This is a genomic window from Pseudomonas sp. Z3-6, from assembly GCF_051131985.1.
Lineage (GTDB): Bacteria > Pseudomonadota > Gammaproteobacteria > Pseudomonadales > Pseudomonadaceae > Aquipseudomonas > Aquipseudomonas zanjanensis.
This window is the reverse complement of record NZ_CP071644.1, coordinates 3,067,283-3,091,357: the sequence shown is the minus strand read 5'-3', so window position 1 is coordinate 3,091,357 and position 24,075 is coordinate 3,067,283. Positions and strand designations below refer to the sequence as shown.

At 61.8% G+C, this 24,075-nt stretch carries 22 protein-coding genes; 12 read left to right on the top strand and 10 right to left on the bottom strand.

All coding sequences use genetic code 11. From position 1 onward, the window contains the following. Window positions 1–21 precede the first annotated feature (21 nt). From J3P88_RS14080 to J3P88_RS14070, 3 genes are read right to left on the bottom strand one after another with little or no spacing between them, the layout of a single operon-like run. Complete coding sequence (locus J3P88_RS14080; protein WP_186704873.1) at window positions 22–894, bottom strand: rhomboid family intramembrane serine protease; 873 nt, start codon at window positions 892–894, stop codon at window positions 22–24. Continuing rightward, window positions 891–1,865, bottom strand: a complete 975-nt coding sequence (locus J3P88_RS14075; RefSeq protein ID WP_434576454.1) for a metallophosphoesterase — start codon at window positions 1,863–1,865, stop codon at window positions 891–893. The genes J3P88_RS14080 and J3P88_RS14075 overlap by 4 nt, the downstream gene beginning before the upstream one ends. Next, window positions 1,862–2,752, bottom strand: coding sequence for an NAD(+) kinase (locus tag J3P88_RS14070; protein WP_003180647.1), 891 nt, complete (start codon window positions 2,750–2,752; stop codon window positions 1,862–1,864). The genes J3P88_RS14075 and J3P88_RS14070 overlap by 4 nt, the downstream gene beginning before the upstream one ends. A gap of 104 nt (window positions 2,753–2,856) precedes the next feature. Here J3P88_RS14070 and J3P88_RS14065 point away from each other — a divergent pair, with 104 nt between their 5' ends. Further along, window positions 2,857–3,807 carry a DUF1853 family protein gene (locus tag J3P88_RS14065; RefSeq protein ID WP_434575968.1) on the top strand — a complete coding sequence of 317 codons (951 nt, stop codon included), beginning with the start codon at window positions 2,857–2,859 and terminating at the stop codon, window positions 3,805–3,807. Window positions 3,808–3,938: 131 nt separating this feature from the next. Here the strand turns inward: J3P88_RS14065 and J3P88_RS14060 are convergent, their stop codons facing one another. Both J3P88_RS14060 and J3P88_RS14055 read right to left on the bottom strand, forming a co-directional pair. Further along, complete coding sequence (locus J3P88_RS14060) at window positions 3,939–5,222, bottom strand: arsenic transporter (protein ID WP_186728528.1); 1,284 nt, start codon at window positions 5,220–5,222, stop codon at window positions 3,939–3,941. A 324-nt stretch (window positions 5,223–5,546) separates the two neighbouring features. After that, window positions 5,547–6,104, bottom strand: coding sequence for an NADPH-dependent FMN reductase (locus J3P88_RS14055; protein ID WP_041476018.1), 558 nt, complete (start codon window positions 6,102–6,104; stop codon window positions 5,547–5,549). A gap of 185 nt (window positions 6,105–6,289) precedes the next feature. Between J3P88_RS14055 and J3P88_RS14050 the strand changes: the two genes are divergently transcribed. Together J3P88_RS14050 and J3P88_RS14045 are read left to right on the top strand one after the other, a co-directional pair. After that, window positions 6,290–6,541, top strand: a complete 252-nt coding sequence (locus J3P88_RS14050) for a hypothetical protein (RefSeq protein ID WP_434575966.1) — start codon at window positions 6,290–6,292, stop codon at window positions 6,539–6,541. A gap of 81 nt (window positions 6,542–6,622) precedes the next feature. Then, on the top strand, window positions 6,623–7,516 hold the full coding sequence (locus J3P88_RS14045; RefSeq protein ID WP_186704869.1) for a LysR substrate-binding domain-containing protein: 894 nt from the start codon (window positions 6,623–6,625) through the stop codon (window positions 7,514–7,516). Here J3P88_RS14045 and J3P88_RS14040 read toward each other — a convergent pair. From J3P88_RS14040 to J3P88_RS14025, 4 genes are all read right to left on the bottom strand, one after another. After that, window positions 7,482–8,096, bottom strand: coding sequence for a GNAT family N-acetyltransferase (locus J3P88_RS14040; protein WP_186704868.1), 615 nt, complete (start codon window positions 8,094–8,096; stop codon window positions 7,482–7,484). The two genes, J3P88_RS14045 and J3P88_RS14040, sit on opposite strands and share 35 nt — an antisense overlap. 326 nt (window positions 8,097–8,422) lie before the next feature. Further along, complete coding sequence (gene dnaQ, locus J3P88_RS14035; RefSeq protein WP_434575964.1) at window positions 8,423–9,184, bottom strand: DNA polymerase III subunit epsilon; 762 nt, start codon at window positions 9,182–9,184, stop codon at window positions 8,423–8,425. A gap of 223 nt (window positions 9,185–9,407) precedes the next feature. Beyond that, window positions 9,408–9,860 carry a ribonuclease HI gene (gene rnhA / locus J3P88_RS14030; RefSeq protein WP_030142629.1) on the bottom strand — a complete coding sequence of 151 codons (453 nt, stop codon included), beginning with the start codon at window positions 9,858–9,860 and terminating at the stop codon, window positions 9,408–9,410. Window positions 9,861–9,948: 88 nt separating this feature from the next. After that, entirely contained in the window at window positions 9,949–10,707 is a 759-nt protein-coding gene (locus J3P88_RS14025) for a class I SAM-dependent methyltransferase (protein ID WP_186704866.1), read from the bottom strand. Window positions 10,708–10,772: 65 nt separating this feature from the next. Here J3P88_RS14025 and gloB point away from each other — a divergent pair, with 65 nt between their 5' ends. The 8 genes from gloB (at window position 10,773) to fabI (ending at window position 21,592) form a co-directional block, all read left to right on the top strand. Next, complete coding sequence (gene gloB, locus J3P88_RS14020; RefSeq protein ID WP_434575962.1) at window positions 10,773–11,540, top strand: hydroxyacylglutathione hydrolase; 768 nt, start codon at window positions 10,773–10,775, stop codon at window positions 11,538–11,540. Between the two features lie 99 nt (window positions 11,541–11,639). After that, window positions 11,640–13,088: a transglycosylase SLT domain-containing protein gene (locus J3P88_RS14015; RefSeq protein WP_411387361.1), complete on the top strand. Its 1,449-nt coding sequence runs from the start codon at window positions 11,640–11,642 to the stop codon at window positions 13,086–13,088. Window positions 13,089–13,383: 295 nt separating this feature from the next. Then, complete coding sequence (locus tag J3P88_RS14010) at window positions 13,384–15,216, top strand: extracellular solute-binding protein (RefSeq protein WP_189656087.1); 1,833 nt, start codon at window positions 13,384–13,386, stop codon at window positions 15,214–15,216. Further along, entirely contained in the window at window positions 15,213–17,066 is a 1,854-nt protein-coding gene (locus J3P88_RS14005; protein WP_434575959.1) for an extracellular solute-binding protein, read from the top strand. The genes J3P88_RS14010 and J3P88_RS14005 overlap by 4 nt, the downstream gene beginning before the upstream one ends. Before the next feature lie 4 nt (window positions 17,067–17,070). Further along, on the top strand, window positions 17,071–18,144 hold the full coding sequence (locus tag J3P88_RS14000; protein ID WP_434575957.1) for a microcin C ABC transporter permease YejB: 1,074 nt from the start codon (window positions 17,071–17,073) through the stop codon (window positions 18,142–18,144). Between the two features lies 1 nt (window position 18,145). Then, window positions 18,146–19,165 (top strand): microcin C ABC transporter permease, encoded by a 1,020-nt coding sequence (locus tag J3P88_RS13995; RefSeq protein WP_186704861.1) that lies wholly within the window; start codon window positions 18,146–18,148, stop codon window positions 19,163–19,165. A gap of 1 nt (window position 19,166) precedes the next feature. Then, complete coding sequence (locus tag J3P88_RS13990) at window positions 19,167–20,777, top strand: ABC transporter ATP-binding protein (protein ID WP_186704860.1); 1,611 nt, start codon at window positions 19,167–19,169, stop codon at window positions 20,775–20,777. A 20-nt stretch (window positions 20,778–20,797) separates the two neighbouring features. After that, on the top strand, window positions 20,798–21,592 hold the full coding sequence (gene fabI / locus J3P88_RS13985) for an enoyl-ACP reductase FabI (RefSeq protein ID WP_186704859.1): 795 nt from the start codon (window positions 20,798–20,800) through the stop codon (window positions 21,590–21,592). A 410-nt stretch (window positions 21,593–22,002) separates the two neighbouring features. Here fabI and J3P88_RS13980 read toward each other — a convergent pair whose 3' ends face one another. Then, a complete protein-coding gene (locus J3P88_RS13980; protein ID WP_434575954.1) occupies window positions 22,003–22,965 on the bottom strand; it encodes a diguanylate cyclase in 963 nt (320 codons plus the stop codon). 137 nt (window positions 22,966–23,102) lie between these two features. On the opposite strand from J3P88_RS13980, the gene J3P88_RS13975 reads away from it, so the two are divergent. Further along, window positions 23,103–23,927 (top strand): AraC family transcriptional regulator, encoded by an 825-nt coding sequence (locus J3P88_RS13975; RefSeq protein ID WP_434575952.1) that lies wholly within the window; start codon window positions 23,103–23,105, stop codon window positions 23,925–23,927. The last annotated feature ends 148 nt before the right edge of the window (window positions 23,928–24,075 follow it).

Here is a 24,075-nt window from a genome sequence, read left to right as displayed (position 1 = left end):
CTCAAAAGACACAGGCGCCGGTCAAAGGGCCATTTTACGGCGAGCGAACAGCCCGCCCAATAACCCAGTGAAGCAGCCGACGAGCAGCCCGCCGACGTGAGCCGCGTTGGCGATCTCACCAAAACCGATCAGCGAAACCAGCCCGGACAGGCACAGCAGCAACCACACCAGCATCATCACCAGCACCCCGCGGGGCAAGTGATAGGCCGGGTTCGGTGCGAGCAGTTGGTAGATCCAGCAATGGCCCAGCAGGCCGTACAACACCCCGGACAATCCGCCGAACAGAGTCGCACCGCTGAAAAAGTACTGGGCGAAATTGGAGACAAGGCTGAACAGCAATGTCAGCCCTAATAAGTTGATACCACCCTGGCGCGCTTCGATCCGCCGCCCCAGCTCCCAATACCACATGCCGTTCATGGCGATGTGCAGGAAACCGAAGTGGATCAGCATCGGCGTCACCAGGCGCCACCACTGCCCCGCCGCCAGGCTGTCGGCCAATGGCGTGAACTGGATATAGTCGCCAACGACGCGGAACTCGAGGAAGGTCAGCCAGCGCAGGGTCTCTAGATTGTCTCCCAGCAGGGTGACCGCGCTGACGATCAGGCTCAGCAACAGCACCACGGCCGTCACTGGGCTGCGAACCAGTTGCTGGACGAACCCCGCGCGCCGGGACGTGCTGGCGGTGTCCGGCAGTTCCAGTTGCTGATCGGGATCGCCAGCAGGAAAACGCGCGTACAACGAACGCACGTCCTCACTGATCTCGTCCGGCACCCAGAGCACCTGCTCGCCCGCCTCTTCGCTGACGCGATGGGGCACCTGCATGCGTTGCAGCAGCTTGACGAAGCCGCTCAGGTCCACTGCCAGGGGCAGACGCAAAACCGCGACAGCACTCATTGCACCACCTCCGGCCGTTCGACATCGACCCAGACGAACTTGTGCGGATCCAGGCGGGTTTCCTGGTCGAGGCGATAAGCGACCAGCTTGCCGTAGAGCACCGCACTGTAGTCCAGGCAGGCCAGGTTCGGGCGGATTGGCGCGGGTTTGCCGCTGCGCCAATAGTGGCCGACGAACAGCAGCGGCTCATCGACGCCATAACGCAGCAGGTTGTTTTTTTCGTCCGGCGACAGCGGCGTGCGGGCGACCGGCTCCGGCAAGGCGTCGGGCTGGAACACGATGTCGCCGTAGGTCTGCGGGTTGTCTTCCCAGAACTTGGTACGGAAAAACGAACGGGTCAGGCCATCGCCACCGGTCAGTGTCAGGCCGTGGGGCAGGCGCATGTCAGTGCCGCGCAGCAAGCGATCGAACACCGTGCAGGCGAAACTGCCCGACTCGGCCGAGGCCTGGAGAAAATGCTCGTCGATACAACCGTCCGGGAACAAACCCCGCAGCGGTTCGATCAGGCCCGCATCCCAACAGGCATGCACGACCCGGAAACGACCGGCGTCGACAAACAACGGTAGCTCATAGAACCATTTGAGAAAGTCATGCCAGTCGCCGGGATGCTGCTCGAACTGGGTCAGGGTCTCGTTGAGCAGGCGGGCATGGCGCGGGGTGTGTTCGCGCACGTAGCGCTGGCCGCTGCCCGGCAATGCCGGTGTGCTCCAGCCCAGGGCGTTGAACTCGTGGTTGCCCATGATGCACAGCGCCTGGCCGGCCACGACCATGTCATGGACGATGTGCAGCGCCTCGCGAATCCGCGGGCCACGGTCGATGATATCCCCCAGGAACACGGCCATGCGCGACGGATGCCGCCAGACCCCGCCCTGCTTCTGGTAACCGAGTCGGTCCAGCAGGTGTTCCAGGGTCAGGGCGCATCCGTGCACGTCACCGATCAAATCGTAACTGCGCGCAGGATCGAGCATCAGTCGCCTCCACCCCCCAACCGACTGCCCCAGCCGAGCTTGGTCCGGCAGACTTCGTAGTAATTGTGATCCAGCGGATGGATCAGGCGCAGCTTCTGCGCTTTTTTGCTGACGGTGATGGTGTCACCCGGCGCGCAGGTGAAATGGTTCTGGCCGTCACAGGACACTTGTGGGTAGATCTGCATATCCTTGGACACGACGATTTTCAGCTCACTGTTGCCATCGACCACGATGGGTCGCCCAGACAAGGTATGGGGGTACATGGGCACAATCACAATAGCGTCGAGCTTGGGGTGCATGATCGGTCCGCCGGCCGACAGCGCATAGGCGGTGGAACCGGTGGGGGTGGCGACGATCAGGCCGTCGGCCTTCTGGCTGCAGACGAACTGGCCGTCGATGTACAGCTCGAATTCGATCATCCGAGTGGACTTGCCGGGGTGCAGCACCACGTCGTTGAGGGCGTCGCCCTGGCCGATGGCCTCGGCGTGACGACGGACTTCGGCTTGCAGCAGGAAGCGGTTTTCCACCAGGTAGTGGCCGTCAAGCACCTCGGCGACCTTGATCTCCAGCTCGTCAGGGCGGATATCGGTGAGGAACCCCAGGCTGCCGCGGTTGATCCCCAGCACCGGGATATTGTGTCGCGCCAGGGCCCGGGCGGCGCCCAGCAGGCTGCCGTCGCCGCCCACCACGATCACCATGTCACACACCTCGCCGAGCATCTTGCGCGACGAGGTCTGCAGGCCATGGCCCGGCAGCACTTCGGCGATGGTATCTTCGAGGATCACGTGCAGGTGCCGCTCCAGGAGGAAACGCTTGAGCCGGCGAACGGTGTCCAACACCTGCGAACTGCCCAGGCGACCGATGATGCCGATATTACGAAATTGCTCCATGAGGCTCCTGCGAAGGTCTGCGGCGGGCGAAAACACGATTATGGGCGAAAGCGCGCCGTAGACAAAATCCTTTAAGCCTTCAGCGCAACGGCTATGCTCGCAAGATGATCCTGTTCCCTGAATTGCTGGACCTGCCCCGTCGCCTGCGCCATCCCGAAGTGCGTGACCTCGCGTGGGCGATCATCGCCCCGCCGATGCTCATCGACACGCCCTGGCCCCAGCGCCATCCGCTGGCTGGCAGCGACTGGGTACAGGAGCCTGGGCGACTCGAACACTGGTTGCGGCAACTGGACCGTGACAGCTACCCGCTGCTGCATTGCCTGTCCCAAGGGCGGACGCGGCGCCTGGGCCTGTACTACGAGAGGCTGTGGCAGTTTGCCGCGCAACATGCCCCGGGCATCGAACTGATCGCCGCGAACCTGCCGATCCGGCGCGAAGGCCATACCCTGGGCGAACTGGACCTGCTGCTGCGCGATCGCGACGGCATCCACCACCTGGAGCTGGCCATCAAGTTGTACCTCGGCCCACAGCACGGTAACGGCCTGGACGCCGCGCAATGGCTGGGCCCGGGCTGCCATGACCGGCTCGACCGCAAGCTGGCGCACTTGCGCGAACACCAGCTGCCGATATCCGCCCGCCCGGAAAGCCGCGAGGCCCTGGCGACGCTGGGGATCGAGTCGTTTCGCTCACACTTGTGGCTCGGCGGCTACCTGCTCTATCCCTGGCCGGGCGAGGCCGAACCGCCGAGCGGCGCCCACCCCAGGCACTTGCGTGGCCGTTGGCTGCACCAGCGGGATTGGGCCGGATTCATCGCCCAGCGTCCGCCAGGCCGCTGGCAGCCCCTGCCCCGCGCCGCCTGGCTGGCCCCGGCGCATTATCCAGCGGACCTGGTCTGGACTGCCACGCAACTGGACGACTGGCGAACCGCCCTCGACCCGATGGCCCCGGCGCAACTGATGGTGCGCCTGACGGAAAATACCGAGGGTGAATGGGAGGAATCCGAGCGGGCGTTCCTTGTGGCGGATCTTTGGCCGAATGTGCCGGGCAGTGGCTGATTTTTGCGGTGCATGGACGACCGCCTTCGCGAGCAAGCCCGCTCCCACAGTGGATTTGTGTTGTGTACATAATTGAAGATCTATACATAACCCTGTGGGAGCGGGCTTGCTCGCGAAGAGGTCGCTACGGTCTAGATGGACAACCGCACAGCCAAAGCCGCCAACGTCACCAGCAACACCGGCACCGTCAGCACGATCCCGACCTTGAAGTAATACCCCCAGCCGATCAGGATGTTCTTGCGCGCCAGCACATGCAGCCACAGCAACGTCGCCAGGCTGCCGATCGGGGTGATTTTCGGGCCCAGGTCGCTGCCGATGACGTTGGCGTAGATCATCGCTTCCTTCACCACCCCAGTGGCCTGGCTGGCATCGATGGACAAGGCACCGATCAGCACCGTCGGCAAGTTATTCATGACCGACGACAGCAATGCCGTCAGCACGCCGGTGCCCATCGCCGCGCCCCACACGCCATATTCGGCGAATCCGTCGAGCCACTGGGCCAGGTAACCGGTCAGCCCGGCGTTGCGCAAGCCATAGACCACCAGGTACATGCCGAGGGAGAAGATCACGATCTGCCAGGGCGCTTCCTTCATCGCCTTGCGGGTGGAAATCTTGTGGCCATAGGCCGCGACCCCCAGCAGCAACGCAGCACAGACTGCCGAGATCGCACTGATGGGAATCCCCAGTGGCTCCAGCGCAAAACAGCCCAGCAGCAGGATCACCAACACCACCCAACCGGCGTAGAACGTTGCCTTGTCGTGGATCGCCGTCGCCGGGTCGTCCAGTTGATCGGGGTCGTAGTCCCGCGGGATGTCGCGGCGAAAGACCCACATAAGAATCGCCAGGCTGGCCGCCACGCTGACCAGGTTCACCGGCACCATGACCGCCGCATAGCGGTTGAAACCAATGCCGAAGAAATCCGCCGAGACGATGTTCACCAGGTTCGATACCACCAGTGGCAAGCTCGCGGTGTCGGCAATGAAACCAGCCCCCATCACGAATGCAAGCGTCGCCGCCGGGGAGAAACGCAACGCCAGCAGCATCGAGATCACGATGGGCGTCAGGATCAGCGCCGCCCCGTCATTGGCAAACAAGGCCGATACCAGCGCCCCCAGCAGCACCATGAAGGCAAACAGCTTGCGCCCACTGCCCTTTCCCCAACGGGCCACATGCAGGGCCGCCCAGGCGAAGAACCCGGCCTCGTCCAGCAGCAGGCTGATGATGATAAGCGCGACAAACGTACCGGTGGCGTTCCAGATGATCTGCCAGACCAGGGGAATGTCACTGACCTGCACCACCCCGCTCAACAAGGCCAGCAGCGCGCCCAGCGTCGCGCTCCAGCCGACGCCAAGCCCCTTGGGCTGCCAGATCACCAACGTAATGGTCAGCAGGAAAATCAACGACGCGATCAGCATGTACAACAGCCTTGGAAGGAGGATTGAAAGGAGAACATCGGCAGCGACGTGTCAGCGGACAATCAGCCATGGCGTTCGAACTGAAGCCATCGACGCGATTGTGGGAATTGGACATGACGAAGGATGATCTGAAGGTGCGGAGGGGCGAATATATGGAAAATTCGAATAGCCCGTAAAGCGCGGATTGAATTGCCGATGCAGATACATTTGTGGCGAGGGAGCTTGCTCCCGCTCGGTTGCGCAGCGACCGCCGAAAGGGGCCTGCTTCGCAGTCCAGCGGGAGCAAGCTCCCTCGCCACAGGGTTTACCTGGAATCTCGGGGTATCAAGCCTTCTTATGCTGCTCGACCCACTTGCCGTAGGCATCGATGAACTTCTGCAGGAACGGCCGTACCGACTCCGACAGGTTGCCCGCCTCGTCAAACGCTGTTCCGGCGCCGCTCAGGTAGGCTTCCGGTTGCTGCATGCAGGGCACGTCAAGGAACACCAGCGACTGGCGCAGATGATGGTTTGCACCGAAACCACCGATGGCGCCCGGTGAAGCGCTGATCACTGCGCCCGGTTTGCCGCTCAGGCAACTCTGGCCGTAGGGACGCGAGCCGACGTCGATGGCGTTTTTCAACGGCGCCGGCACCGAGCGGTTGTATTCAGGCGTGACGAACAACAAAGCATCCGCCGCACCCACCTGCTGACGGAATGTGGTGTAGGCTGCCGGCGGTGTTACATCAATGTCTTCGTTATAAAGTGGCAACTCGCCGATCTCGACGATGTTCAGCTTGAGGTTGGCGGGCGCCAGGTCAGCCAGTGCCAGCGCGACTTTGCGGTTGATCGATGCCTTGCGCAGGCTGCCCACCAAAACGGCCACGGTGTAGACATTACTCATGAGAGGCTTCTCGACTGTCGGCTCAAAGGAGCCTGTAGTTATAGATGATCGGCGTGACAATTGGACCAGTGGAGCGACGAAAACCGGCCGGTTCGACTATTTTTTTCATGTAGGAAAACTTACCACGCTTGGGCAAGGTCTACAGAACCGCAAATCGAGTGATCTATTTCCAGAGGTTCTAAGCAATGGCAGCAGTACTTGTCGGACAATTTCATGCGCGGGACGCCGAAGGTCGCGTCTATTCGGTGCATGAGTTCCAGGAATCGGAGCCGTCTGCGGACGGTAGCGGCAAGGATGTCGTCACTTATAAACTGGCTATCGGTGATCGCGTCAGCAAACTCGACGAAGACCGATTCCTCCTGGTTCAGTCAGGCATCGAACTGAAACGCGAAGTCGCAACGTTCACCAGCGAACCTGAAGCGCAGATAGCGCTATAACCGTTAGAGCAGAAGTCATGCCCGGACTTGGGTTAGGATTCAGCCACTCAATGGCTCACCCGCCGAACATGGATTTCTTGCATGCGTTTACGCCACATCGAAGTAATCCAGGCGCTGTTGCAGACCGGCCATCTCGGCACGGCGGCCGAATGGCTGCAACTGCCGGTGGCGGAGGTCGAGGCGATCCTGCGCGATGCCGAGGCCCAATTGGGCTTCATGCTGTTTGCCAGCGTGCGCGGGCGCTTGCAGGCCACCCGGGAAACCCTTGAACTGCGCGACGGCATCACGCGGGTGTACGACACGCTCGAACCGGTGCAACGCCTGGCCAGCAGCCTGAAACACCATCAGGCACCGCCCTTGCGCATTATCTGCACCCCGCCGCTGGCCCAGCAGTTGTTGCCCCAGAGCATCGCTGCCTTGCGCCGCCGCCATCCGGATGCGCCGTGCACCCTGCTCAGCCAACCGACCCGTGACATCGTCCACAGCCTGCTGTTGCGTGAAAGCGACCTGGGCCTGAGCCTGCACGACCCTGAACATCCGGACATCCATTGCCAGATGATCGCCCAGGGCAAACTGCAATTGCTCGCGCCCCACGGCTGGCTGCAACCCCGGCAAAAATACATTTCGATCCAGGACCTGGCGGGCCAACCGTTGGTGGGCCTGGATGGCCATGACCCACTGAGCCCTGCGTTCGAGCACAAGTTGGCGGCGCTGCGTCCGGCGCCGATGATCCAGATCCGCGTCCAGACCCATCAGATGATGCGCGCCATGGTCGAGGCCGGCGAAGGCCTTGCCATCGTCGACCCGTTCACCGCCTCGGGCGCCAAGGGCGGCGGTCTCGATGTCTGCCCGCTATCGCCCGCCGTCGCGATTGGCCTCTATGCCCTGAGCCTCAACGGCGCACCCTCTTCACCCGCCCTGCAATCGCTGCTGGAGCGGGTTACGGAACAAGCCGAGGCGTTGCTGAGCCACTGATCGACATGCCCAGCGGGTCGTCGAACAACCGGTACCAGAACAACGCCACTTCGGCGGTATGCCGGTCAATGCCGCGATAGCGCAGGTGGTCGATGCCACCGAGCACGTAACCGCATCGTTCATAGAGCCGGCAGGCGCCCAGATTGTTGTTCTGGGTCTCGAGCATGATGCCCGGCAGTTTTTTCTTGCGGCTCCAGAACTGGGCAACGTCGAGCAACGCCTTGGCCACCCCATGGCGACGGGCCGGGGCGTGCACCGCCAACTCGTCGATGTGGGCATAGCCGTTCCAATTGGTACTGATCACCAGGTGCCCTACCGGCTGGTCATCGAGGTAGGCCATGAAGATCTCGCTGTCCGGAGCGTTGCGGAAACTGCTGAACTCTTCGGGATCGATGCCATAGCACTTGCGATAGGGAACAATGGGCGTCACCGGCCATTGGCTGACAGGACGACCGATCTGCGCCGTCGCGTAGTCGTTGACTTCAAAACTGAAGTCACTGCCCCAGATATAGGCGGCAAAGCCGTCATCGACGACTCGCACCGACAACCCGGGGTGCTTGGGATTCATGACCGGTTGCATACTGGGGAAGGTCCTCATTCCTTGAGACAACCAACGGCGTGGTGCCATCCATTGCCCTTGTCTTTCAAATCTTCACACATCAAGCGGGATCCGTAGCCTGCCCATTCCCTCAGGGTAGAAGGTCGTGGCGATTGTGGCGAGAAATGAACGATGGATGCAGTAGCTCATTTAAGGCTGGCTGAATCAATGTGGCGAAGGAGGCTGCTCCCGCTTGAGTGCGAAGCGCTCACAAAAAGGGGCTGCTATGCAGCCCAGCGGGAGCAAGCTCCCTCGCCACAGGTTCTTTACTTACCTTGAATGAACAGCATGGCTTTCACAGGGTTTCATCAGTGCGTGGCGGCCTGCGACTCGACCAATTGTGTCCACAATGCCGGAGCACCTGCGGACTTGGCGATGGCTTCCAGACGCGCGGCATGCTCGGCCAGGTCGCTTTCGCTGGCGCGGATGATCCGCGAGGGCTGGCGGTCGGCGGGCAAGCGACGGATTTCCGTGGCCTGGTTGCCGGAGCCTTCGCCCGTACCATTGCCGTCCGAGGCGTTGCCGGCCAGGGACAGGCTGGTCTGGCCGCCGGTCATGGTCAGGTAGACGTCGGCCAGGATCTCGGAGTCGAGCAAGGCGCCGTGCAGTTCACGGCCGGAGTTGTCGACGCCGTAGCGCTTGCACAAGGCATCGAGGCTGTTGCGCTGGCCAGGGTGGCGTTCCCGGGCCATCATCAGGGTGTCGAGGATAGTGCAATGCTGGGTAATGTCGGCCCGGTCGTGCTGGCCCATCAGGGCGAATTCGTTGTTGATGAACCCGACGTCGAACGCCGCGTTGTGGATGATCAACTGCGCGCCCTGGATGAATTCGAAGAACTCATCGGCCACTTCGGCGAAACGCGGCTTGCCCACCAGGAATTCGTTGGTGATGCCGTGGACGCCGATGGCGCCCTCGTCACTTTCGCGGTCCGGTTGCAGGTAAACGTGGAAATGGCGACCGGTCAGGCGCCGGCCGATCAGCTCGACACAACCAATTTCAATAATCCGGTGACCATCGGTCACCGGCATGCCGGTGGTTTCGGTATCCAGTACTACAGATCTGTTGGCCATCAGTGTTCAGCTCTCAACGGGCAGTCTTGCAAAAGCGCGGATCTTAACACGCTATTAGGTGGGATTAGCCCGGGACCGCTTTTTGTGGCGAGGGAGCTTGCTCCCGCTCGGTTGCGCAGCGACCGCCCCTGGGGCCTGCTTCGCCCGAGGCGTCGGACCGGTCCAGCGGGAGCAAGCTCCCTCGCCACAGGTGTCATGCTGCCAGATCCTGATAACGCCTCTATCAAGCCTGCTTATAGCCCCGCACCTCATCCACCCCACGATTGGCCAACTGATCGGCCCGTTCGTTGCCGTGGTGGCCGATGTGGCCACGCACCCATTTCCAGGTGACGTTGTGGCGGTTTACCTGCTCGTCCAGCAACTTCCACAGGTCGGCGTTTTTCACCGGTTCCTTCGCCGCCGTCTTCCAGCCGCGTTTCTTCCAGTTGGCCATCCACTCGTTGATGCCTTTCATTACGTACTGCGAGTCGGTCACCAGCAGCACATCACAAGGCCGCTTGAGCTCTTCCAGGCCACGGATGGCGCCCATCAGCTCCATGCGATTGTTGGTGGTATTGGCTTCGCCGCCCCAGAGTTCCTTCTCCACGCCCTTGCACACCAGCAACGCGCCCCAGCCACCCGGCCCGGGGTTGCCCTTGCAGGCGCCATCAGTGAAGAGTTCTACGCTATCGCTCATGCCAATCTATCCAGAAAAAATGCAAAGGCCCGCCCATCGGGCCCGACAAAACCCGCAGCCCAATGCCGGCAAGAACCATCAGAAAAGGTTACGGCTCGATGTGGCGACGATTGACCTTGGCCATTGGCAAGGGAATCAGCTTGCCCATCGGCTCGCGTCGCGCCTGACGTACCGGGCGCAACCCGACCGCGATCTTGCGCGCCACCAGCAGGTAGAAACCGCCGCCGGACAGCTGCCAGTCGCCAGCCTTGCGCTCCCAGCCGGCCAGGCGTGCCTGCCACTTGGGTGACGCAAGCGGCGGACGATAGCACCCGAAGCGGCGTTTCTCCAGCGCGAAGCCCAGCAGGTTGAGCCAGTCGCCGACCCTCGACGCCGAGATGCAGCGGGCCTGGCGCAAGGCGTCATGGGCAAAGACGTGACGAAGCCCCCAGGTGCTCCAGGGGTTGATGCCGATGATCAGTAGATGTCCGCCGGGGCGGACGCTGCTGGCGGCCTCGCGGAGCAAGCCGTGGGGTGACAGGCAGAAATCCAGGCCGTGCTGCATGACCACCACGTCGGCGGCATGCTCGCTCAGCGGCCAGGCCTGCTCTTCGCAGACGATTTCCACCCCGGGCAACGGTGCCCCCAGGCGAACGTTGCGCTGGACCTGCGGCGCCGACGGCGGCGTTTGCGCCGACGGCCCGTAATGCACCAGATAGCCGCCGAAGAACCGGCCCAACTCGTCTTCGAGCATGCGCCGTTCTTCATCCAGCAAAAATTGCCCCACAGGGCCGGACAGCCATTCACGGGCGGCGCGGATCAACGCCAGCCAGTCAGGATCAGCCTGAGCGAACGCTTCATCGGTCATTGCATTCTCCAACGCGTCAGGAAGTTCTAAGATGCGCCTTTGTTTTCCGCTTGGCGAATTCCACGATGATACAGATCAGTGCCCTGCCCGCGTTCACCGATAACTACATCTGGTTGTTACAGGATCACTCCACCCAGCGCTGCGCCGTGGTCGACCCGGGGGATGCCGCGCCGGTACAGGCCTGGCTCGACGCCCATCCGGGTTGGGTCCTGAGCGACATCCTGATCACCCACCATCACCATGACCACGTCGGCGGCGTCCAGGCGCTGAAAAAGGCAACGAACGCCACCGTCTACGGCCCGGCCAGCGAAAACATCCCGGCGCGGGACCATGGGCTGAATGATAACGACAAGGTCCACGTGCTGGGCTGGGACTTCGATGTCCATGCCGTGCCCGGCCATACGCTGGGGCACATTGCCTATTACCACCATGGCCTGCTTTTCTGCGGCGACACCCTGTTCGCCGCCGGTTGCGGCCGACTCTTCGAAGGCACCCCTGCGCAAATGCACCACTCGCTCAGTCGCCTCGCCGCCCTGCCTGAAGATACGCTGGTCTACTGCACCCATGAATATACCCTCAGCAACCTGAAGTTCGCCGCTGCCGTGGAACCCGGCAACCCGGACATCGCCGCCCGCCTGGAAAAAGTCAGCCGACAACGCGACGAAGGCGTCATCACCCTGCCTTCGACCCTGGCCCTGGAGAAACTCACCAATCCATTCCTGCGCACCGCTGAAACATCCGTTAAACAAAAAGCGGACGAACGGAACGGCCAGCGAAACCAGACGCCGAGTGAGGTTTTTGCGGCCTTGAGGGCTTGGAAAGATACGTTCTAAGGCAGCTATCGATTGATACAAAAATTCTGAAAGGTTGACCTGTTGGGGTGCGCTTCCTAGAATCGGCCGACATTTTTGCCCGGAACTTACTTCCAGCCAATGTCGTCATCTATACGCAGGTCCGTCCAGTCAGACACATTGACCCGCTTGGCTCAAGCCATCGCGGTGGCTGTGTCCGCCACCTTGGCGGGCTGCCAGAGCACGAGCCAGCTGCCGCAGACCGACGCGGCGCACACCCCGAATATCGCCGCTCGCGCCAAGCAGAAGCCGGTATGGCTCACCGAGAAACCCAGCCCCCAAGTGCCCCAGGACGTCTGGGAGCGCATGCGCCAGGGCTTCCAATTGCAGGAAACGGCCGGCGTCAACCCGCGTATCGAGCAACAGCGCCTGTGGTTCGCCAGCAACCCTTCCGTCATGGAAAACGCCGGTGAGCGCGGCAGCCTGTACATCCATTACATCGTCGAACGCCTCGAAGAGCGCAACATGCCGCTGGAGCTGGCCTTGCTGCCGGTGATCGAGAGCGCCTACAACCCCATGGCCTATTCCCGGGCGCACGCAGTGGGCCTGTGGCAGTTCATCCCTTCCACGGGGCGGTACTTCAACCTGCGCCAGACCCGCTTCTACGACGGACGTCGCGACATCACCGCCTCCACCACGGCCGCCCTGGACTACCTGACTCGCCTGCACGACATGTTCAACGGCGACTGGTTGCTGGCGCTGGCGGCCTACAACGCCGGGGAAGGCACGGTCAGCCGCGCCATCGAGCGCAACGAGAAACTGGGCTTGCCCACCGACTACTGGAACCTGCCGCTGCCCAGCGAGACCCAGGCCTATGTGCCGAAGTTGCTGGCGCTGTCCCAGGTGGTGCTCTCGCCCGACGCCTACGGCGTGAACCTCAACCCGATCGCCAACGAACCTTATTTCCAAGTCGTCGAGATCAACCAGCGCATGGACCTGTCCAAGGTCGCGGCGGTGGCCAACATCGACGAAGACGAGCTTTTCCAGCTCAACCCGGCTTTCAAGCAGCGCACCACCATCGACGGTCCCCAGCATTTGCTGGTGCCGACGTCCAAGGCACAGTTGCTGACTGCCAGCCTGTCGACCATGCGCCCGGAAGAGTTGATCAGCCAGCGCTCGCTCAAGCCGGTTTTCGAATCCGCCGACGACAGCGAAGTGGAAGGTGCCAGGCGCACCTACCGCGTCAAGCGCGGCGACAACCTGGCCCAGATCGCCAAGGCCAACAAGGTCCAGACCAAGGATCTGCAACGCTGGAACAAACTCAGCGGCAACAAGCTCAAGGTCGGCCAGACCTTGGTGATGCAGGACACCAGGGCCAGCAAGACCACCGGCAAGCGCATCAGCACCGTGGTGGCCGCCAACAGCAAGAACCAGAAGAAGCAAACCCAGTACAAGGTCAAGCAAGGTGATTCCCTGTACGTGGTCGCCAAGCGCTTCAACGTGGAAATGCAGCACCTCAAGCGCTGGAACCCGCGAATGGGCAAGGCGCTCAAGCCTGGGCAGATGCTGACGGTTTACTCGCCGCACTAAGCCATCGATGGTTGAAGGGGCTGTTTGTGCCCGAGAAGCTTTTGTGGCGAGGGAGCTTGCTCCCGCAGGGCTGCGCAGCAGACCCGAATCTGGCACCTCGGTGTGACAGATGGATTGGGTCACGGCTTTTGGGGTTGCTGCGCAACCCAGCGGGAGCAAGCTCCCTCGCCACAAAGCGTTCTCGCGCCGGTTTCGAGTAATCCGAGACGCTTTGGCACCCCGCCTTTTTCCTGCCGATACAAGCTGTTACTGTACAGGCCATAAAAGCCCAAGCCGCCTGGATCGGATCTCAGACTTGATACGTCCCCTCCTCCTGCTCCTGATCAGCCTGGCCTTGAGCTCTCCCGCCAGCGCAACCATCAGCGAAAGCCATGGTTATGCACAGTTCGGCACGCTCAAGTACCCGGCCAGGTTCACCCACTTCGACTGGGTCAACCCGCAAGCGCCCAAGGGCGGAGTCTTGCGGGTCATGGCATTCGGCACCTTCGATACGCTCAATCCCTACACATTCAAGGGCAGCAGCCCGGTTTCCACCCCCAATTTCCTGCAATACGGCATCAATGAGCTGAACGAACCGCTGATGGTCGGCACCGGCCAGTACGCACCGTCCGGTGATGAACCGACGTCGAGCTATGGCCTGATCGCCCAGTCGGTGGAATACAGCGAAGATCGCAGTTGGGTGGTGTTCAACCTGCGCCCCGAGGCGCGGTTCCACGATGGCGCCCCCATCACCGCTTATGACGTGGCGTTCTCCTACCGCACGCTGCTCAAGGACGGCCACCCGCAATACCGCACCAACCTGCAGGAAGTGTTGCGGGTCGACATTCTCAACCCGCTGAAAATCCGCTTCGTCTTCAAGCGCGCGGGCAATCCGCTGCTGATCCTGCGCCTGGGTGAGCTGCCGGTGTTGCCCCAGCATTACTGGAAAGGCCGCGATTTCAAGGCGACGACCTTCGAGCCACCCCTGGGCAGCGGGCCGTATCGCATCACCAAAGTGCAACCCGGTCGCCAACTGGTGTTCGAACGGGTGAAGAACTACTGGGGCAAGGACCTGCCGGTCAATCGCGGCAAGTACAACTACGACCGCATGGACGTGGAGTTCTACCGTGACAGCGAAGTTGCCTTCGAAGCCTTCAAGGCCGGTGAATTCGACATCTACATCGAGCACCAGGCCAAGAACTGGGCCAACGGCTATCAATTCCCGGCGGTCAACCGCGGCGACGTGATCAAGGCGCAGATTCCCCACCAGATCCCGACCCAGACCCAAGGCCTGTTCATGAACACCCGGCGCGGCACGTTCGCCGAGATCAAGGTACGTGAAGCCCTGGGGCTGATGTTCGATTTCGAGTGGACCAACCGCACCCTGTTCAGCGGCGCCTACAAACGCACCCTCAGCTACTACCCCAACAGCGAATTCTCCGCCACCGGCCTGCCGGTGGGTCATGAATGGCTACTGCTCAAGCCGTACCGCGAACAACTGCCACCTGAACTGCTCACCGAACCCTTCAGCTTGCCCAAGACCGACGGGCGCGGCATCCCTCGGGAAACCTTGCGCAAAGCATTGGGACTCCTGAAGGAGGCCGGTTGGAGCCTAAACGGCCAGCGCCTGCTGAACGCCGATAGCCAGCCCCTGAGCTTCGAAATCCTGCTGGTGAACCCGAACCTGGAGCGCATCCTGCAGCCCTACGTCGAAAACCTCGCCAGCATCGGCATCCAGGCACGGCTGCGCACGGTGGACCGAGCCCAGTACAAGCAGCGCCTGGACCAGTTCGACTTCGACATGATCCTGCTGACCTTGGGCCAGACCCTCAGCCCGGGGCTGGAGCAGTGGCAGTACTTCCATTCCAGCCAGGTCGGGGTCAAGGGCAGCAAGAACTACGCCGGGATCGCCAACCCGGTGGTCGACCACCTGTTGGAAAAACTGCTCGCCGCCCAGACCCGCGACGAACAGGTCGCCGCCGGCAAGGCCCTGGATCGCGTGCTGTTGTGGCAGCATTACTGCATTCCCAACTGGTATCTCAATTATCATCGCCTGGCGTACCGCAACCGGTTCGCCTTCGTCACCACGCCGCCCTACACCCTGGGCCTGAGCGCCTGGTGGCTGAAATCTTCGGAGAAAGATCAATGAAGCCTCTACGTGCCCTGCTCCTGCAGGCCAGTTGCCTGTTATTCGCCGGGCTGGCCTGCGCTGCGCCGCAGCACGCCTTGACGCTGTACAACGAGCCGCCGAAGTACCCGGCGGATTTCAAGCATTTCGACTACGTGAACCCCGATGCGCCCAAGGGTGGAATATTCCGCCAAGGCGGGTTTGGCAGCTTCGACAGCCTCAACCCGTTCATCAGCAAAGGCGTACCGGCCGACGACATCGGCCTGATCTACGACACCTTGGCCAAGCAGGGCCTGGACGAACCGTTCACCGAATACGGGTTGATCGCCGAAAAAATCGAGAAAGCCCCGGACAATGGCTGGGTGCGCTTCTACCTGCGCCCCGAAGCCCGTTTCAACGATGGCCACCCGGTACGCGCAGAAGACGTCGTCTTCAGCTTCCAGACCCTGACCAAGGACGGCGCCCCGATGTTCCGCGGCTATTACAACGACGTCGCCGAAGTCATCGCCGAAGATCCGCTCAAGGTCCTCTTCAAGTTCAAGCACACCAATAATCGCGAGCTGCCATTGATCCTCGGACAGTTACCCGTCCTGCCCAAGCATTGGTGGGCCAGTCGAGATTTCAGCAAGGGCAACCTTGAGATCCCTCTGGGCAGCGGTCCCTACAAGGTCGCCGAAGTGAAGGCCGGACGCTCGATCCGCTATGAGCGCGTGAAGGACTATTGGGGCAAGGACCTGCCAGTCAACCGTGGCTTCTACAATTTCGACGTGCTGACCACCGACTATTACCGCGACAACACCGTGGCCGTGGAGGCGTTGAAAGCGGGGCAGTTCGATTACTGGCTGGAAATGGCCGCCAAGAACTGGGCCAACGCCTACAACATTCCGGCGGTGACCGAAGGTCGGTTGGTCAAGGAACAGATCCCCAACGGCAACCCTACCGGCATGCAGGGCTTTATCTACAACCTGCGTCGCCCGGTTTTCCAAGACGTACGGGTACGCAAGGCCCTAAGCCTGCTGCTGGACTTCGAGTGGACCAACAAACAGCTGTTCCATGGCGCCTACGCCCGCACCCGCAGCTATTTCGAGAATTCGGAGATGGCGGCGACCGGGCTGCCTGGCGAAGACGAACTGAAAATCCTCGAACCCTTGCGTGGCAAGATTCCCGAGCAGGTCTTCACCGAAGCCTTCCAGCCTTCGATGTGCGACGGCAGCGGCATGATCCGTGACCAGCAACGCAAGGCCTATCACCTGCTGCAGGAGGCCGGATGGCGCATCGTCGACGACAAGATGGTCGATGCCCAAGGCAAGCCCGTGGTGCTGGAGTTTCTGCTGGCCCAGACCGAGTTCGAGCGAGTCTTGTTGCCATTCAAGCGCAACCTGAGTGACCTGGGCATCGAACTGGTGATTCGCCGCGTGGACGTGTCCCAGTACATCAACCGTGTGCGCTCCCGGGACTTCGACCTGGTGGTGGGCAGCTTCCCGCAATCCAGCTCGCCAGGCAATGAACAGCGCGAGTTCTGGATGTCCGCCGCCGCCGACAAGCCCGGCAGCCGCAACACCATGGGCTTGAAGGACCCGGCCGTTGACCAGTTGGTGGAGCAATTGATCAACGCCGATTCGCGCAAGAGCCTGGTGGCCCATGCCCGGGCATTGGACCGCGTCCTGCAATGGGGCTACTACGTGATCCCCAACTGGCACATCAAGACCTGGCGCGTGGCCTATTGGAACCACATCGGCCACCCGAAAGTCACGCCGACCTACGACATCGGTACCACCACCTGGTGGGTCAAGCCGGAGGTCAAACCGGCCGATGAAGTAGAAAAGCAGGTTATCGAGCAGCAAGTCGCCGCCCCTGCGAGCGTGGAGTAACAAGATGCTGGCTTATATTTTTCGGCGACTGCTGCTGATCATTCCCACCCTGTTCGGCATTCTGTTGATCAACTTCGTCATCATCCAAGCCGCGCCCGGCGGGCCGGTTGAACAGATGATCGCCAAGCTCGAGGGCTTCGAGGGCGCCACCAGCCGCATCGCCGGCGGCGGTGCCGAAGTATCGGTGGCCGGTTCTTCCTACCGCGGCGCCCAGGGCCTGGACCCGGCGCTGGTCAAGGAAATCGAACGCATGTACGGCTTCGACAAGCCGGCGCCCGAACGCCTGTGGATCATGATCAAGAATTACGCCCGCCTGGACTTCGGCGACAGTTTTTTCCGCGACGCCAAGGTCATCGACTTGATCAAGGAAAAGATGCCAGTGTCCATCTCCCTCGGCCTGTGGAGCACGCTGATCATGTACCTGGTGTCGATCCCGCTGGGGATCGCCAAGGCCACGCGCCATGGCAGCCATTTCGACGTGTGGACCAGCTCGGCAATCATCGTCGGCTACGCGATCCCGTCGTTCCTGTTCGCCATCCTGCTGATCGTGGTATTTGCCGGCGGCAGTTATTTCGACTGGTTCCCGTTGCGCGGACTGACTTCAAACAACTTCGACGAATTGAGCATGGGCGGCAAGATTCTCGATTACTTCTGGCACCTGGCCTTGCCCGTGACCGCCCTGGTGATCGGCAACTTCGCCACCATGACCCTGCTGACCAAGAACAGCTTCCTCGACGAAATCAACAAGCAATACGTGGTCACCGCCAAGGCCAAGGGCCTGACCCGCCATCGAGTGCTCTACGGCCATGTCTTCCGCAACGCCATGCTGCTGGTGATCGCCGGTTTCCCTTCGGCATTCATCGGGATCTTTTTCACCGGCTCGCTGCTGGTGGAAGTGATCTTCTCCCTCGACGGCCTCGGCCTGATGAGTTTCGAAGCGGCCATCAACCGCGACTACCCGGTGGTGTTCGGCACCCTGTTCATCTTCACCTTGCTGGGGCTGGTGGTGAAACTGATCGGCGACCTGACCTACACCTTTGTCGATCCGCGCATCGACTTCGAAAGCCGGGAGCATTGAGATGAACCTGTCCCCTCTCAATCGCCGTCGCTTCGAATTGTTCAAGGCCAACAAGCGTGGCTGGTGGTCGCTGTGGCTGTTCCTGGTCCTGTTCGGGCTGAGCCTGGGCGCCGAGCTGATCGCCAACGACAAGCCGTTGGTGGTGCATTACGACGACGGCTGGTACTTCCCGGCCCTCAAGCGCTACCCGGAAACCACGTTCGGCGGCGAGTTCCCCCTGGAAGCAAACTACAAGAGCCCCTATATCCGCGAACTGCTGGCCGCCAAGGACGCCTGGGTGCTGTGGGCGCCGATCCCGTTCAGCTACCAGAGCATCAACTACGACCTGAAGGTCCCGGCCCCGGCCCCCCCTTCTGCCATGAATTGGCTGGGTACCGACGACCAGGGCCGCGATGTCCTCGCCCGGATCATCTACGGCTTCCGCATTTCGGTACTGTTCGCCCTGACGCTGACGCTGCTCAGCTCGATCATCGGCGTGATCGCCGGCGCCCTGCAGGGCTTCTATGGCGGCTGGGTGGACCTGGCCGGCCAGCGCTTCCTGGAAATCTGGTCCGGGCTGCCAGTGTTGTACCTGTTGATCATCCTGGCCAGCTTCGTGCAGCCCAATTTCTGGTGGCTACTGGGGATCATGCTGCTGTTTTCCTGGATGAGCCTGGTGGACGTCGTCCGCGCCGAGTTCCTGCGCGGGCGCAACCTCGAATACGTGCGCGCCGCCCGGGCCCTGGGCATGCAGAACGGCGCGATCATGTTCCGCCACATCTTGCCCAACGCCATGGTCTCGACCATGACCTTCATGCCGTTCATCCTCACCGGCGCCATCGGCACCCTCACCGCCCTGGATTTCCTCGGCTTTGGCCTGCCGCCGGGCGCGCCGTCCCTGGGCGAACTGGTGGCCCAGGGCAAGTCCAACCTCCAGGCGCCATGGCTGGGCATCAGCGCGTTCGCCGTGCTGGCCCTGATGCTGAGCCTGTTGGTATTCATCGGCGAGTCCGCTCGCGATGCCTTCGATCCGAGGAAGTGATATGAACCAGGACAATCTGATCGAAGTACGCGACCTGGCGGTGGAATTCGTTGTCGGCGAACGCCGCCAGCGCGTGGTCGAAGGCGTGAGTTTCGATATCAAGCGCGGCGAAACCCTGGCCCTGGTGGGTGAAAGCGGCTCGGGCAAGTCGGTCACCGCCCACTCGATCCTGCGCTTGCTGCCCTACCCCCTGGCCCATCACCCCACCGGGACCATCCAGTACGCCGGCCAGGATTTACTGGGGCTGAAGGAAAAAACCATTCGCCATATCCGCGGCAACCGGATCGCGATGATCTTCCAGGAGCCGATGACCTCCCTCAACCCGCTGCACTCCATCGAAAAACAGATCAATGAAGTGCTCGGCATCCACAAGGGCCTGAGCGGCAAGGTCGCGACCCGCCGAACCCTTGAGCTGCTGGAGCTGGTCGGCATTCCCGAGCCCCACAAGCGCCTCAAGGCCCTGCCCCACGAGTTGTCCGGCGGCCAGCGCCAGCGGGTGATGATCGCCATGGCCCTGGCCAACGAGCCGGAACTGCTGATCGCCGACGAGCCGACCACCGCCCTGGACGTCACCGTCCAGCTGAAAATCCTCCAATTGCTCAAGGATTTGCAGGCGCGATTGGGCATGTCTCTGCTGTTGATCAGCCACGATTTGAACCTTGTGCGAAGAATTGCGCATCGCGTATGTGTCATGCAGCGCGGTTGCATCGTCGAACAGGCATCGTGTGAAGAGTTGTTCCGCGCGCCGCAGCATCCGTACACTCGGGAACTGCTGGGCGCTGAACCCAGCGGCACCCCGGCGAACAATGTCGTCGGCCCGCCGCTGTTGCAGGTAGAGGACCTGAAAGTCTGGTTCCCGATCAAGAAAGGCCTGTTCAAACGCACGGTGGACTACATCAAGGCCGTGGACGGAATTCGCTTCAGCCTGCCCCAGGGCCAGACCCTGGGCATCGTCGGCGAAAGCGGCTCCGGCAAGTCCACCCTGGGACTGGCAATCCTGCGGTTGATCGGCAGCCAGGGCGGAATCCGCTTCGAAGGCAAGTCGTTGGACAGCCTGACGCAGCAGCAAGTCCGGCCGCTGCGCCGGGAGATGCAAGTGGTGTTTCAGGACCCCTTCGGTAGCCTGAGCCCACGGATGTGCGTCAGCCAGATCGTCGGCGAAGGCCTGCGGATCCACAAGATCGGCACCGAAGCCGAACAGGAACAAGCGATAATCGCGGCATTGAAGGAGGTAGGCCTGGACCCGGAAACCCGGAACCGCTATCCCCATGAATTTTCCGGAGGGCAACGGCAGCGTATCGCCATTGCCCGGGCCCTGGTGCTCAAGCCGGCGTTGATTCTGCTGGATGAACCCACGTCGGCGCTGGACCGTACCGTGCAACGCCAAGTGGTGGAGCTGTTGCGGTCGTTGCAAACCAAGTACAACCTGACGTACCTGTTTATCAGCCATGACCTGGCTGTCGTCAAAGCGCTGAGCCACCAGCTAATGGTGGTCAAGCATGGCCAAGTGGTCGAACAAGGTGATGCCCGCAGCATATTCGCCGCGCCGCAGCACCCCTATACACAGCAGTTGCTGGAGGCCGCCTTCCTGGCCCCAACAACTGCCGAATAACCTGAAAAGAGGAGCAACACATGGGTTTTCTCGCCGGTAAGCGCGTACTGATCGTCGGTGTCGCCAGCAAGCTGTCCATCGCATCCGGCATCGCCGCCGCCATGCATCGCGAGGGCGCTGAGCTTGCCTTCACTTATCAGAACGACAAACTCAAGGGTCGTGTCGAAGAGTTCGCACAAGGCTGGGGCTCGAGCCCTGAGCTGTGCTTCCCGTGCGACGTGGCCAGCGATGAAGAAATCGCCAAGGTCTTCCAAGAGCTGAGCAAGAAGTGGGACGGCCTGGACTGCATCGTGCACTCCGTGGGCTTCGCACCGGGCGACCAACTGGACGGCGACTTCACCGAAGCCACCACCCGTGAAGGTTTCCGCATCGCCCACGACATCAGCGCCTACAGCTTCGTGGCCCTGGCCAAGGCCGGTCGCGAAATGATGAAAGGCCGCAACGGCAGCCTGCTGACCCTGTCGTACCTGGGCGCCGAGCGCACCATGCCGAACTACAACGTCATGGGCATGGCCAAGGCTTCCCTGGAAGCCGGCGTCCGCTACCTGGCCGGCTCCCTGGGCCCGGACGGCACCCGCGTCAACTGCGTATCGGCAGGCCCGATCCGCACCCTCGCCGCTTCCGGCATCAAGAACTTCCGCAAGATGCTGGCCGCCAACGAAGCGCAAACCCCGCTGCGTCGCAACGTCACCATCGAAGAAGTCGGCAACGCCGGCGCCTTCCTGTGCTCGGACCTGGCGTCGGGCATCAGCGGCGAAATCATGTACGTGGACGGCGGCTTCAACACCACCGCCATGGGTAACATCGAAGAGTAATCTTCACGCGCACCACGCTTGAAAAACGCCGCTCGTCCTGGAAAGGGCAAGCGGCGTTTTTTATTCGATTGCCTGATTGCACCGCCATTCCCTGTGGGAACGAGCTTGCTCGCGATGGCGGTATGTCGGTGATATGGCCCCGTGGCGAGGGAGCTTGCTCCCGCTCGGCTGCGAAGCAGTCGTGAACCGGCGGGTGCGGTGTGTCTGACGCTCCGCATTCGGCAGGTTTTGGGGCCGCTTCGCGCCCCAGCGGGAGCAAGCTCCCTCGCCACGGATTGTCGACGACCTTAAGTAAACAGCGTTACCTGTGGGAGCGGGCTTGCTCGCGAAAGCGGTGGGTCAGCTTGCATTGATATTGAATGTACCGACGCCTTCGCGAGCAAGCCCGCTCCCACAGGGATTAGCCTGTGCTAGCTGCGCAGCGCCTGCTTCTGCGCATACATCGCCGCATCCGCGTCAGCCAGCAGGTTATCGATCGACCGATGGCGCTGGGCGTCGTACTCGATCTGGCCGACGCTGAACCGAATGTCATAGCCGCGCTGCAACATCGCATTGCGCTCGTGAAGGATTTCCTGGAGCCGTGCCATGATCGTCGTTGTCTCGACATGGGAAGAACCCGTGAGCAGCGCCACGAATTCATCACCGCCCAAGCGACCGATCACATCACTTTCGCGAAAGGCGATGCGCAGCACGTCGGCGAAGGTTTTCAGCGCGTTGTCACCCTCGGCGTGCCCATAGCGATCATTGATCGGCTTGAAGTCATTGAGGTCGAAGAACAGCAGCGTCGCCGGTCGCGACAAGCGATCACACACACTCAACGCATGCTGGGCCAGCGTCCTGAAGCCGCGCCGATTGGACAACAGCGTCAGCTCGTCCATGCTCGCCATCTGCACCGCGACCATTTCCTGCTCGGCCATGCGCGCCAGGTCACGCAGCAGTTCGCGTTCCTCGTCATTGAGCCGGCGCGGCTTGGTGTCGAGCAGGCACAACGTGCCCAGCTTGCTGCCATCCTCCAACCCCAGCGGATGCCCTGCGTAGAAGCGAATCCCAGGCGCGTCCGTGACCAGTGGGTTGTCGTGGAAGCGCTCGTCCTGTTCCGCATCGCAGATCTCCAGGATCTGATCCTGCAAAATCGCATGCCCGCAAAACGAAACTTCCCGCGAGGTTTCGCTGGCCTCCAGGCCAGCGCTGGACTTGAACCACTGCCGGTTGGCGTCCACCAGCGACACCAGGGCGATGGGCACGTCAAACAGGCGTCGGGCAAGGCGGGTCAGGCGATCAAAGCGCTCTTCGGGTGCGGTATCGAGCAGTTTGAGCGAGTGCAGATTCTTGAGGCGAACGGCTTCGTTGTCCGGTTTACCTGGCGCAAGCATCGGAAACTCCATTGGCGGGATTGCTTGGAGTCTAGTCCAGGACCATGGCCCTTGAAGCCGAACAGCCAAATCCAACGGGCATTTGCCGGCCAGGGCTAATACACTGCCACTCAGGTTCACGACGAGGATGCTGACCGATGAAGCACGCCAACCCTGACGCCGCCCCACGCTTCTGGCGCGACGCGGCCCTGCCCTTCATCGAAGCCCGCGCCATCGACGATGGGCGCAAGGTCTGCTATTCGCGTCACTCCCATGATCACTTCTCCATCGGCGCGATCACCGCCGGGCGCAGTACCTATTTCCACGAACGCTCGAGTTTCCAGGTGGAAAGCGGCACAGTGGTGCTGATGAACCCCGGCGACGTCCATGCCTGCAACCCAATCGACGATCAGCCCTGGTCCTACGTGATGTTGTACGTCGACACCCAGTGGCTCAGGGATCTGCAGCGCCGTATCGGCTTTGACGAAAACCTCGATTTCCAAGGGTTCGCCACTACCCACAGCCGCGACGCAGAGCTGTTTGCCGCGTTGGGACGGTTGTATGGGCAATTGGTGGACGAGCAACTCGACACGGCCGGCAAGCACGCCGCCGCCGAGGCTTTTTTCATGGACCTGCAACAACGGCTCAACCCTGCTGGCCGTCCGGACCGGGGCAGTCATCCAGGGCTGATGCGTGCGGCGCAATTTATCCATGACCATTGCAGCGAAGCCTTGAAGCTCGAAGACATCTGCACCGCCGCGCAGCTGTCGCCGTCCTACCTGAGCCGAGCCTTCAAGCGCCATTACGGGATGACGCCCCACGCCTTCCTGGTCAACCGCCGGATCCAGTTTGCCCGGCGCCAATTGCGCGAAGGCAAGCTGATCGCCGACGTGGCGCTGGACTGTGGGTTTGCCGACCAGGCGCATTTCCAGCGCGCCTTCAAGCAACACCTGGCGGCGACGCCCGGGCAATATCGCGGCTGATACCACCATCAACAGCTTGTTTGGACCGAGGGCCCAATGGATCTCTGTGGCGAGGGAGCTTGCTCCCGCTGGGCTACGCAGTAGCCCTCGATTCCGGGCGACTGCTGCGCAGTCGAGCGGGAGCAAGCTCCCTCGCCACAACAGCGTT

What these genes read in the sequence shown, in the direction of transcription:
- J3P88_RS14015 (WP_411387361.1), top strand. Translation starts at nt 11,640, where the DNA reads ATGTCGTCATCTATACGCAGGTCCGTCCAGTCAGACACATTGACCCGC.
- J3P88_RS14080 (WP_186704873.1), bottom strand. Translation starts at nt 894, where the DNA reads ATGAGTGCTGTCGCGGTTTTGCGTCTGCCCCTGGCAGTGGACCTGAGC.
- gloB (WP_434575962.1), top strand. Translation starts at nt 10,773, where the DNA reads ATGATACAGATCAGTGCCCTGCCCGCGTTCACCGATAACTACATCTGG.
- dnaQ (WP_434575964.1), bottom strand. Translation starts at nt 9,184, where the DNA reads ATGGCCAACAGATCTGTAGTACTGGATACCGAAACCACCGGCATGCCG.
- J3P88_RS14055 (WP_041476018.1), bottom strand. Translation starts at nt 6,104, where the DNA reads ATGAGTAATGTCTACACCGTGGCCGTTTTGGTGGGCAGCCTGCGCAAG.
- J3P88_RS14025 (WP_186704866.1), bottom strand. Translation starts at nt 10,707, where the DNA reads ATGACCGATGAAGCGTTCGCTCAGGCTGATCCTGACTGGCTGGCGTTG.
- J3P88_RS14005 (WP_434575959.1), top strand. Translation starts at nt 15,213, where the DNA reads ATGAAGCCTCTACGTGCCCTGCTCCTGCAGGCCAGTTGCCTGTTATTC.
- rnhA (WP_030142629.1), bottom strand. Translation starts at nt 9,860, where the DNA reads ATGAGCGATAGCGTAGAACTCTTCACTGATGGCGCCTGCAAGGGCAAC.
- J3P88_RS13990 (WP_186704860.1), top strand. Translation starts at nt 19,167, where the DNA reads ATGAACCAGGACAATCTGATCGAAGTACGCGACCTGGCGGTGGAATTC.
- J3P88_RS14070 (WP_003180647.1), bottom strand. Translation starts at nt 2,752, where the DNA reads ATGGAGCAATTTCGTAATATCGGCATCATCGGTCGCCTGGGCAGTTCG.
- J3P88_RS14050 (WP_434575966.1), top strand. Translation starts at nt 6,290, where the DNA reads ATGGCAGCAGTACTTGTCGGACAATTTCATGCGCGGGACGCCGAAGGT.
- J3P88_RS14065 (WP_434575968.1), top strand. Translation starts at nt 2,857, where the DNA reads ATGATCCTGTTCCCTGAATTGCTGGACCTGCCCCGTCGCCTGCGCCAT.
- J3P88_RS14000 (WP_434575957.1), top strand. Translation starts at nt 17,071, where the DNA reads ATGCTGGCTTATATTTTTCGGCGACTGCTGCTGATCATTCCCACCCTG.
- J3P88_RS14045 (WP_186704869.1), top strand. Translation starts at nt 6,623, where the DNA reads ATGCGTTTACGCCACATCGAAGTAATCCAGGCGCTGTTGCAGACCGGC.
- J3P88_RS13995 (WP_186704861.1), top strand. Translation starts at nt 18,146, where the DNA reads ATGAACCTGTCCCCTCTCAATCGCCGTCGCTTCGAATTGTTCAAGGCC.
- J3P88_RS13980 (WP_434575954.1), bottom strand. Translation starts at nt 22,965, where the DNA reads ATGCTTGCGCCAGGTAAACCGGACAACGAAGCCGTTCGCCTCAAGAAT.
- fabI (WP_186704859.1), top strand. Translation starts at nt 20,798, where the DNA reads ATGGGTTTTCTCGCCGGTAAGCGCGTACTGATCGTCGGTGTCGCCAGC.
- J3P88_RS14060 (WP_186728528.1), bottom strand. Translation starts at nt 5,222, where the DNA reads ATGCTGATCGCGTCGTTGATTTTCCTGCTGACCATTACGTTGGTGATC.
- J3P88_RS13975 (WP_434575952.1), top strand. Translation starts at nt 23,103, where the DNA reads ATGAAGCACGCCAACCCTGACGCCGCCCCACGCTTCTGGCGCGACGCG.
- J3P88_RS14040 (WP_186704868.1), bottom strand. Translation starts at nt 8,096, where the DNA reads ATGCAACCGGTCATGAATCCCAAGCACCCCGGGTTGTCGGTGCGAGTC.